Source organism: Pseudomonas sp. RW3S2 (assembly GCF_014268955.1).
GTDB lineage: Bacteria > Pseudomonadota > Gammaproteobacteria > Pseudomonadales > Pseudomonadaceae > Aquipseudomonas > Aquipseudomonas wayambapalatensis.
Map to the genome: position 1 here is coordinate 1 of NZ_JABWRM010000044.1, position 437 is coordinate 437.

The window sequence follows — 437 nt, forward strand, 5'->3', positions numbered from 1 at the left end:
GACTACATGGTGCCGACCCACTGGCTGTTCCTCGAACGCCTGCCGCTGACCCCCAACGGCAAGCTCGACCGCAAGGCGCTGCCTGCGCCGCAGGCAACTGCTCCGGCACGTCAGGTGGCACCGCGCAGCGTGCTGGAAAAGCGCCTGGTGGCGATCTGGGAGGAGGTGCTGAAGGTTGCGCCGATTGGCGTGACCGACAACTTCTTCGAGCTGGGCGGCGATTCGATCATCTCGATCCAGGTGGTCAGCCGTGCGCGCCAAGCGGGCATCCGCTTCACGCCCAAGGCGCTGTTCCAGCACCAGACCGTTCAAGGGCTGGCAACCGTGGCCCAGGAAGGCGAGGGCGCGCAACTGATCGAACAGGGCCCGCTCAGTGGCGAGATGCCGCTGCTGCCGATCCAGCAGGCGTTCTTCGATACCGACATCCCCGAGCGTCA

The 437-nt window shown here is 66.1% G+C and carries 1 protein-coding gene; it reads left to right on the forward strand.

From position 1 onward, the window contains the following. On the forward strand, positions 1-437 hold a 437-nt coding region (locus HU748_RS26140), incomplete at both ends, for a phosphopantetheine-binding protein (protein ID WP_186722533.1).